This window comes from uncultured Shimia sp., from assembly GCF_913054185.1.
Taxonomy (GTDB): domain Bacteria; phylum Pseudomonadota; class Alphaproteobacteria; order Rhodobacterales; family Rhodobacteraceae; genus Shimia.
This window is the reverse complement of sequence record NZ_CAJXIV010000128.1, coordinates 1-9,731: the sequence shown is the minus strand read 5'-3', so window position 1 is coordinate 9,731 and position 9,731 is coordinate 1. Positions and strand designations below refer to the sequence as shown.

General features: G+C 55.1%; 6 protein-coding genes. 5 read left to right on the top strand and 1 reads right to left on the bottom strand.

Annotated elements, in window-relative coordinates:
• Positions 1 to 208: 208 nt before the first annotated feature.
• Positions 209 to 4,456: a DNA-directed RNA polymerase subunit beta' gene (rpoC, locus tag QZ517_RS18725; RefSeq protein WP_294230112.1), complete on the top strand. Its 4,248-nt coding sequence runs from the start codon at positions 209 to 211 to the stop codon at positions 4,454 to 4,456.
• A gap of 161 nt (positions 4,457 to 4,617) precedes the next feature.
• On the top strand, positions 4,618 to 5,508 hold the full coding sequence (locus QZ517_RS18720) for a DMT family transporter (RefSeq protein WP_366766371.1): 891 nt from the start codon (positions 4,618 to 4,620) through the stop codon (positions 5,506 to 5,508).
• On the opposite strand, the gene QZ517_RS18715 is transcribed toward QZ517_RS18720, so the two are convergent.
• Positions 5,484 to 6,281 carry a putative rhamnosyl transferase gene (locus QZ517_RS18715; RefSeq protein ID WP_294230115.1) on the bottom strand — a complete coding sequence of 266 codons (798 nt, stop codon included), beginning with the start codon at positions 6,279 to 6,281 and terminating at the stop codon, positions 5,484 to 5,486. The two genes, QZ517_RS18720 and QZ517_RS18715, sit on opposite strands and share 25 nt — an antisense overlap.
• A 344-nt stretch (positions 6,282 to 6,625) precedes the next feature.
• Here QZ517_RS18715 and rpsL point away from each other — a divergent pair, with 344 nt between their 5' ends.
• Genes rpsL through fusA form a run of 3 tightly spaced genes read left to right on the top strand, consistent with a single transcriptional unit; the run spans position 6,626 to position 9,622 of the window.
• Positions 6,626 to 6,997: a 30S ribosomal protein S12 gene (gene rpsL / locus QZ517_RS18710; protein WP_054000841.1), complete on the top strand. Its 372-nt coding sequence runs from the start codon at positions 6,626 to 6,628 to the stop codon at positions 6,995 to 6,997.
• A gap of 15 nt (positions 6,998 to 7,012) precedes the next feature.
• A complete protein-coding gene (rpsG, locus tag QZ517_RS18705; protein ID WP_283425968.1) occupies positions 7,013 to 7,483 on the top strand; it encodes a 30S ribosomal protein S7 in 471 nt (156 codons plus the stop codon).
• A gap of 21 nt (positions 7,484 to 7,504) precedes the next feature.
• A complete protein-coding gene (gene fusA / locus QZ517_RS18700; protein ID WP_294230107.1) occupies positions 7,505 to 9,622 on the top strand; it encodes an elongation factor G in 2,118 nt (705 codons plus the stop codon).
• Positions 9,623 to 9,731 lie beyond the last annotated feature (109 nt).

Below are 9,731 nucleotides of genomic sequence, written 5' to 3'. Positions count from 1 at the left end.
GACGTGGCAGGCCGGACCAAGGTCTATGAAAGCATCGTCAAGGGCGAGGACAACTTCGAAGCTGGCGTCCCAGAATCGTTCAACGTTCTGGTGAAAGAAGTTCGGGGCCTCGGCCTGAATATGGAACTCCTGGATACGGAGGAAGGTGAATGAGGGCGTCAGCCCTCACTCCATTCCCTCTCCTCCCAACCAAATTTGAGGTATCAAAATGAACCAGGAACTGACGAACAACCCGTTTAACCCACTGGCGCCACAGAAGACTTTCGACGAGATCAAAGTCTCGTTGGCGTCTCCTGAGCGGATCCTGTCTTGGTCCTACGGCGAGATCAAAAAGCCAGAAACCATCAACTACCGGACGTTCAAGCCTGAGCGGGACGGTCTGTTCTGTGCGCGTATTTTTGGCCCAATCAAAGACTATGAATGTCTTTGCGGCAAATATAAGCGCATGAAGTATCGCGGCGTTGTCTGCGAGAAATGTGGTGTTGAAGTTACGCTTCAGAAAGTGCGCCGTGAGCGCATGGGCCACATTGAGCTGGCCGCGCCAGTTGCCCACATCTGGTTCCTGAAATCGCTGCCAAGCCGCATCGGCCTGATGCTGGACATGACACTGCGTGATCTGGAACGTGTGCTGTACTTTGAAAACTACGTAGTCATCGAGCCGGGTCTGACCGACCTGCAGTACGGCCAGATGATGACCGAAGAAGAGTACATGGATGCGCAAGACGCATACGGCATGGACGCGTTCACCGCCAACATCGGTGCCGAAGCGATCCGTGAGATGCTGTCGCAGATCGATCTGGAATCTGAAGCTGACCAGCTGCGCGCCGATCTGGCCGAAGCCACCGGTGAGTTGAAGCCAAAGAAGATCATCAAGCGTCTGAAAGTTGTGGAAAGCTTCATCGAGTCCGGCAACCGTCCGGAATGGATGATCCTGACCGTGATCCCTGTGATCCCGCCAGAGCTGCGCCCACTGGTGCCGCTGGATGGTGGCCGCTTTGCGACGTCTGACCTCAACGACCTCTACCGTCGTGTGATCAACCGGAACAACCGACTGAAGCGTCTGATCGAGCTGCGCGCACCTGACATCATCGTACGCAACGAAAAGCGGATGCTGCAGGAATCTGTGGATGCGCTGTTTGACAACGGCCGTCGTGGTCGTGTGATCACCGGCGCCAACAAGCGTCCGCTGAAATCGCTCTCTGACATGCTGAAAGGTAAGCAGGGTCGTTTCCGTCAAAACCTTTTGGGTAAGCGCGTCGACTTCTCTGGCCGTTCGGTGATTGTGACCGGTCCGGAACTGAAACTGCATCAATGTGGTCTTCCCAAGAAGATGGCGTTGGAGCTGTTCAAACCGTTCATCTACTCGCGTCTGGAAGCCAAAGGCCTGTCCTCCACTGTGAAGCAGGCCAAGAAATTGGTGGAAAAAGAGCGTCCCGAAGTGTGGGATATCTTGGACGAAGTGATCCGCGAACACCCTGTTATGTTGAACCGTGCGCCAACCCTGCACCGTTTGGGCATTCAGGCGTTTGAACCGGTTCTGATCGAAGGTAAGGCCATCCAGCTGCACCCGCTTGTATGTTCTGCGTTTAACGCCGACTTCGACGGTGACCAAATGGCTGTGCACGTTCCTCTGAGCCTTGAAGCTCAGCTGGAAGCGCGTGTTCTGATGATGTCCACCAACAACGTTCTGTCCCCGGCCAACGGTGCACCTATCATCGTTCCGTCGCAGGATATGATCTTGGGCCTGTACTACACCACCATCATGCGTGAAGGCATGAAAGGTGAAGGTATGGTGTTCTCCTCAATCGAGGAAGTTCAGTACGCGCTGGATAGCGGTGTTGTGCACCTGCACACCAAAATTACAGCCCGTATTCGTCAGTTCGATGAAAACGGTCTGGAGGTCTTCGAACGGTTCGAAACCACACCAGGTCGTGTGCGTTTGGGCTCGCTGTTGCCGAAGAACTCCAAGGCGCCGTTTGAGCTGGTGAACAAGCTGCTGCGGAAAAAAGACGTACAGAACGTGATTGACACTGTCTATCGCTACTGTGGTCAAAAAGAGTCCGTGATCTTCTGTGACCAGATCATGACCATGGGCTTCCGCGAAGCGTTCAAGGCTGGCATTTCGTTTGGTAAAGACGACATGGTGATCCCGGACAACAAGTGGACCATCGTCGACGGCACCCGTGATCAGGTGAAAGACTTTGAACAGCAGTACATGGACGGCCTGATCACTCAGGGCGAAAAGTACAACAAAGTTGTGGATGCCTGGTCCAAGTGTAACGACAAAGTCACTGACGCGATGATGGGCACCATCTCTTCTTCGCAGCGTGACGAAGATGGCTCGGAAGCGGAACCAAACTCGGTCTACATGATGGCGCACTCCGGTGCGCGTGGCTCGGTTACGCAGATGAAACAGCTGGGCGGTATGCGCGGCCTGATGGCCAAGCCAAACGGCGACATCATCGAGACACCGATTATCTCGAACTTTAAAGAAGGTCTGACCGTTCTGGAGTACTTCAACTCCACCCACGGTGCCCGTAAGGGTCTGTCAGATACGGCTTTGAAAACTGCGAACTCCGGTTACTTGACTCGCCGTCTGGTGGACGTGGCTCAAGACTGCATCGTGCGTGCGCATGACTGTGGCACTGACACAGCGATCAACGCAGAAGCCGCGACCCGCGATGGTGAAGTCGTGGCGTCTTTGGCAGAGCGTGTTCTGGGCCGTGTTACGGCTGAGGACGTGATGAAGCCAGGCACGGACGAAGTTCTGGTGGCCCATGGTCAGTTGATCGACGAACGCATGGCGGACACGATTGACGAAGCTGGTGTTGCAACTATGCGCATCCGCAGCCCGTTGACCTGTGAAGCTGAAGAAGGCGTCTGCGCCATGTGCTATGGTCGTGACCTCGCACGCGGTACCATGGTGAACACCGGTGAAGCTGTCGGCATCATTGCGGCACAGTCGATTGGTGAACCTGGTACACAGCTGACGATGCGGACATTCCACATCGGTGGTGTTGCTCAAGGTGGTCAACAGTCGTTCCTGGAAGCTAGCCAGGAAGGCAAGATCGTCTTTGAAAACGCCAACATCCTGGAGAACGCCAATGGCGAGATCCTGGTGATGGGCCGCAACATGAAGCTGATCATTCAGGGTGAAGACGGCGACGAGCGTGCCAACCACAAGGTTGGGTATGGGTCCAAGCTGTTTGTCAAAGACGGCCAGATGGTCAACTTCGGCGACAAGCTGTTTGAATGGGATCCCTACACGTTGCCAATTCTTGCCGAGAAAGACGGTAAGGCCAAGTTTGTCGATCTGACCCTGGGTATCTCTATCCGTGATGAGACCGATGACGCGACCGGCATGAGCCAAAAAATCGTGACTGACTGGCGTTCGGCGCCAAAAGGCAACGAGCTGAAACCAGAAGTGATCCTAGTGGATGCGGATGGCGAACCTGTGCGCAATGATGCCGGCAACCCTGTGCACTACCCAATGTCCGTGGACGCAATTCTGTCGATCGAAGACGTACAGGATGTGAAGGCTGGTGACGTTATTGCGCGTATCCCGCGTGAAGGCGCCAAGACCAAGGACATCACCGGTGGTCTGCCACGTGTGGCCGAACTGTTCGAAGCCCGTCGTCCAAAAGACCACGCGATCATCGCCGAAATCGATGGTTACGTGCGCTTTGGCCGCGACTACAAGAACAAGCGTCGCATTGGCATCGAGCCGTCTGATGAATCCATGGAGACCGTGGAGTACATGGTGCCCAAGGGCAAACACATCCCAGTGCAGGAAGGCGACTTCGTGCAGAAGGGTGACTACATCATGGACGGTAACCCGGCACCGCACGACATCCTTGCCATTATGGGTGTTGAAGCGCTGGCGGATTACATGATCGACGAAGTGCAGGACGTGTATCGCCTGCAAGGTGTGAAAATCAACGACAAGCACATCGAAGTGATTGTGCGCCAGATGTTGCAGAAGTGGGAGATCCAGGACTCCGGTGAAACCACGCTGCTCAAAGGCGAACACGTTGAGAAGATCGAGTTTGACACGGCCAATGAAAAGGCGCTGTCCGAAGGACGTCGCCCAGCCAAAGGTGAGCCAATCCTGCTTGGGATCACCAAAGCGTCGCTTCAGACCCGGTCGTTCATCTCTGCCGCGTCATTCCAGGAAACCACCCGTGTTCTCACCGAGGCTTCTGTCCAAGGTAAGAGAGACAAATTGGTTGGTCTCAAGGAAAACGTCATTGTGGGCCGCCTGATCCCAGCCGGTACCGGTGGCGCGACACAGAAGGTGCGTCGCATCGCGTCTGAGCGTGACAACGTGGTTGTCGAAGCACGTCGTGAGGAAGCCGAAGCGGCCGCCGCACTGGCCGCTCCGGTGGCTGATGTGAGCGCGGATGATGTGTTTGACAGCGGACTGGTGGAGACACCTGAAAGCCGCGATCTCGACTAAGCGTCGGTGATTTCACAGACCTGATTAGAAAAGGCCCCCGGCATAGCGCCGGGGGCCTTTTTGCCTTTGGCGAGGATATTTTGGGAAAGTGGCTTGGTGACCTTGGCAAGGGGGCACCTCAGGCCTAGTCTCGCGCGGTTGCATTCAGGGAAGGGCGGCAGATGGCGGCAATGTCAGACAACACCAAAGGCGCGCTCTTGATGATTTGCTCGATGGCGGCGTTTACGTTTAACGACACGCTTGTGAAACTATTGGGCGCAGATGTGCCGCTGTTTCAGATGTTGTTTCTGCGCGGCGTTTTGGCGTCCATTCTGATTTGGGGATTGGCCGAATCCCTTGGTAAACTGCGTTGGGATCTTGGCACTCAGGACTGGGCGTTGGTGATTGTTCGCACCCTGGCCGAAATTGGAGCCGCCTATTTCTTTATCACGGCGCTCTATCACATGCCGTTGGCCAATGTGACGGCGATCCTGCAAATCCTGCCACTGACGGTGACTCTGGGCGGGGCTCTGTTTTTTGGCGAGGCTGTGGGCTGGCGTCGGGCCTCGGCCATTGCAGCCGGGTTTTGTGGCATGTTGCTGATTGTCCGGCCTGGCCCTGAAGGGTTTGATGAATATGCACTCTACGCAATGATCGCGGTTATTTTTGTCACGTTGCGCGATCTTTCCACCCGAAAGATGTCGGCCAATGTGCCCTCCTTGACGGTGACATTTGTCGCCTCTGTCGGGGTGATGGTCTTTGCTGGCATTGCCTGTTTGGGGGCGGAGTGGGTGACATTGGATACCCAACACTGGGCGCTGTTGGGGGGCGCGTCGTTGTTTATACTGGCGGGCTATTTGCTGTCGGTGCTGGTGATGCGCGTGGGCGAGGTTAGCTTCATCGCGCCGTTTCGCTACAGCGGCCTGCTCTGGGCCTTGGTGCTTGGCTTTGTGGTGTTTGGTGATTGGCCTGATCCAATCACGCTGACCGGCGCGGCCATAGTTGTCGGGGCTGGCGTGTTCACGTTGTTGCGCGGGCGAAAGCTGTCTCAGGAGAATGTCGCGCGCACTTGATCCACGTCGATGGCAAAGCGGGCTTTGAACTCAGCTTCCTGCTCCACAGTCAAAGGCTCCACCGGCACTGGCTTGACCTTTTTCTGGCGGCTGTCGTTGTAGCCATTGTGGGTGCGCACCCACATCGGGGTGTCGGTGAAGCTCACTGTGGGCATAAACTGGTTCATGATGCCGTGGCGGAAATTCATAATGGTGAGGGGACATCCGCCGCGCACATACATGCCCAATGAAGCCACATAAAGATTGCGCACGGTGTCAGTGGCGGCAATGCCGGAGTCGCTCATTTCCGCGATGATGCCGCGGTTCCAGTCAAAGGCCACGGATCGGTTGTCCAGCAGGCCGGGCACGGCATTGACCGCCTCGCGGAAGCGCTCAAAAAAATCGACCGAAATTGCATCGTCGTCATCATGACGGAATTGCAAACAGGGCGCTTTGGGATCTTTGCGGGCGCCGTTGATCAGCTCTTTCATCAAAGGGCGGTGCGGTTTGGGCTCATGCGCGACAATTGAGATCTGCGGGATGTTGGCCGTGATGTCATGCAAACGATCCACATGATGTTTCGGCAACGTGTCGCCAATCACGATGATCATTTCAAAATTCGGATCGGTTTGTTCACGCAAACAGGGCAGGGCGACGGTCTCCATCAGTTGAAACCGTTCCTCAAGCCGGTTTTCGGCATAGAGAAAGGCAATCCGGTCCTCAATGGTCTCATGTTCCACTTGAAACCCGCCCAAAGCCGGGTAAGAAAACCGGCATAGGCCAATAGCCTGCATGTCCCTGCTGTCGATCATGAATTTGCCCTTTTGTTCTTGGGCGCACATTGGCAGGGCGCGGCACCAAGCGCAACAGGGGTGGCTGTTGACAAGAGGTGCGACTCCCCATATACGCGCGCTTATCCGGCAATGGGACATCTGTATCCTGAGCCGTTTCACACCTGTAGTGGTCAAGTTTCGGTCTACTTTGAAGACCGCAACCGCTGAGACCTCACCGCGTCGTTTGCCTCGGAATGGAAACGATTGCGGTTTTTACGCTTGTGTTCGCACAAGGCGTGAAAAATCAGATAACCGCGTTGGGCGTCAGCCCGGCGTATAAATGGAAGCAATAGGAAAGAGACCCTATGCCAACGATTCAACAGCTGATCCGCAAGCCGCGTCAGCCTAAAATCAAGCGCTCCAAGTCGCAGCACCTGGAGCAGTGCCCTCAGAAACGTGGCGTTTGCACACGCGTGTACACAACCACGCCGAAGAAACCGAACTCCGCGATGCGTAAAGTTGCGAAGGTACGCCTGACCAACGGTTACGAAGTGATTTCCTACATCCCGGGCGAATCCCACAACCTTCAGGAACACTCCGTGGTTCTGATCCGTGGCGGTCGTGTAAAAGACCTTCCGGGTGTCCGTTACCACATTCTGCGTGGTGTTTTGGATACCCAAGGCGTCAAAGACCGTAAGCAACGTCGTTCCAAGTACGGCGCGAAGCGTCCTAAGTAAGAAGGAGAGGCTGAGATGTCACGTCGTCACGCCGCTGAAAAACGCGAAATTCTGCCCGACGCCAAATTTGGCGATCTGGTGCTGAGCAAGTTCATGAACAACCTGATGATCGACGGTAAGAAGTCGGTTGCAGAGAAAATTGTTTACAACGCACTCGACCGCGTTGAAGCAAAAATCAAACGTGCGCCTGTGGAAGTGTTCCACGAAGCGCTCGATCTGATCAAACCATCGGTGGAGGTTCGCTCCCGCCGCGTGGGTGGTGCCACTTACCAGGTGCCTGTTGAAGTGCGTCCTGAGCGCCGCGAAGCATTGGCCATCCGCTGGCTGATCACCGCGTCCCGCAAGCGCAACGAGAACACAATGGAAGAGCGTCTTGCTGGCGAACTTCTGGACGCTGTGAACTCGCGCGGTACTGCCGTTAAGAAACGGGAAGACACGCACAAAATGGCCGAAGCTAACAAAGCCTTCAGCCACTATCGTTGGTAATTTCCAGAGGACATTAGACCAATGGCACGCGAGTATACACTCAACCACTACCGCAACTTCGGTATCATGGCGCACATCGATGCAGGTAAAACCACCTGTTCCGAACGCATCCTGTTCTATACCGGCAAGTCGCACAACATCGGCGAAGTTCACGACGGCGCTGCCACCATGGACCACATGGAGCAGGAGCAAGAGCGGGGCATCACCATCACGTCGGCGGCGACCACCACGTTCTGGGAACGCACCGAAGACGGTGAGACTGCGGATTCTCCAAAGCACCGCATGAACATCATCGACACCCCTGGCCACGTTGACTTCACAATTGAAGTTGAGCGTTCGCTGGCGGTTCTCGATGGTGCGGTTGCTTTGCTTGACGCCAACGCTGGTGTTGAGCCTCAGACCGAAACCGTGTGGCGTCAAGCTGACCGCTACAAGGTTCCGCGTATTGTGTTCGTCAACAAGATGGACAAAATCGGCGCCGACTTCTTCAACTGTGTTGAGATGATCGCTGATCGTACCGGTGCACGCCCAATGGCGATCCAGTGTCCAATCGGCGCTGAAACTGAGCTGGAAGGCTTGGTTGATCTGGTCACCATGAAAGAATGGGTCTGGGCCGGCGAAGATCTGGGCGCGTCTTGGGAGCACCGCGAAATTCGCGATGAGCTCAAAGACAAGTGTGACGAAATGCGCGCTGAGATGATCGAACTGGCTGTCGAAATGGACGACGATGCCATGGAAGCTTATCTGGAAGGCGAAGAGCCTTCTGTTGAGCTTCTGCGTGAGCTGATCCGCAAGGGTACGCTGGCGATGGAATTTGTGCCTGTTCTCTGTGGTTCCGCGTTTAAGAACAAAGGCGTTCAGCCTCTGCTCAACGCTGTGATCGACTATCTGCCGAGCCCGCTCGACGTTGTTGATTACATGGGCTTTAAACCTGGCGATGATGACGAAGTTCGTGACATTGCGCGTCGTGCAGACGACGACATGCCGTTTTCCGCGCTGGCGTTTAAGATCTGGAATGACCCCTTTGTGGGCTCGTTGACCTTTACCCGTATTTACTCCGGTAAATTGGAAAAAGGCGACAGCTTCCTGAACTCGACCAAAGGCAAAAAAGAGCGCGTTGGCCGCATGATGATCATGCACTCCAACGACCGTGATGAAATCAGCGAAGCATTCTCTGGTGACATTATCGCTCTGGGCGGCCTGAAGGACACCACAACCGGTGACACGCTTTGCGCGATCAACGATCCGGTTATTTTGGAAACAATGAACTTCCCCGATCCTGTGATCGAGATTGCCGTTGAGCCAAAAACCAAAGGTGACCAGGAGAAGATGTCGACAGGCCTTCAGCGTCTGTCTGCAGAAGATCCTTCCTTCCGCGTCGAAACCGATTTTGAATCGGGTCAGACCATCATGAAGGGCATGGGCGAACTTCACCTCGATATTCTGGTGGACCGTCTGCGTCGTGAATTTGGTGTGGACGCCAACATTGGTGCGCCTCAGGTTGCTTACCGCGAGACCATTGGTCACGAAGTTGAGCACTCCTATACCCACAAGAAACAATCTGGTGGGTCTGGTCAGTACGGCGAAGTGAAGCTGCTTATCTCTCCAACAGAGCCGGGCGAAGGGTATTCCTTTGAGTCCAAAGTTGTTGGTGGTTCGGTGCCTAAGGAATACATCCCAGGTGTTGAAAAAGGCATCAAATCGGTCATGGACTCCGGTCCTTTGGCTGGCTTCCCTGTGATCGACTTCAAAGTTCAGCTGCTTGACGGTAAGTTCCACGATGTGGACTCCAGCATTCTGGCCTTTGAAATTGCTGGCCGTATGTGCATGCGTGAAGGCATGCGTCTTGCGGGTGCAAAACTGCTTGAGCCGATCATGAAAGTCGAAGTGATTACACCAGAAGATTACACTGGTGGCATCATTGGCGATCTGACGTCTCGTCGTGGCCAGGTGACTGGTCAAGAGCCTCGCGGCAACGCTGTTGCCATCGACGCCATGGTGCCTTTGGCCAACATGTTTGGTTACATCAACACCCTGCGTTCGATGTCTTCGGGCCGCGCGCAGTTCTCCATGCAGTTCGACCACTACGATCCGGTTCCGCATGCCATCTCTGAAGAGATCCAAGCGAAATACGCATAATAAAATTCGGGAAGCGGCCCGCCCGCTTCCCACCTCAACATTAAGGAGGCCATCATGGCTAAGGAAAAGTTTGAGCGCAGTAAACCGCACTGCAACATCGGCACCATTG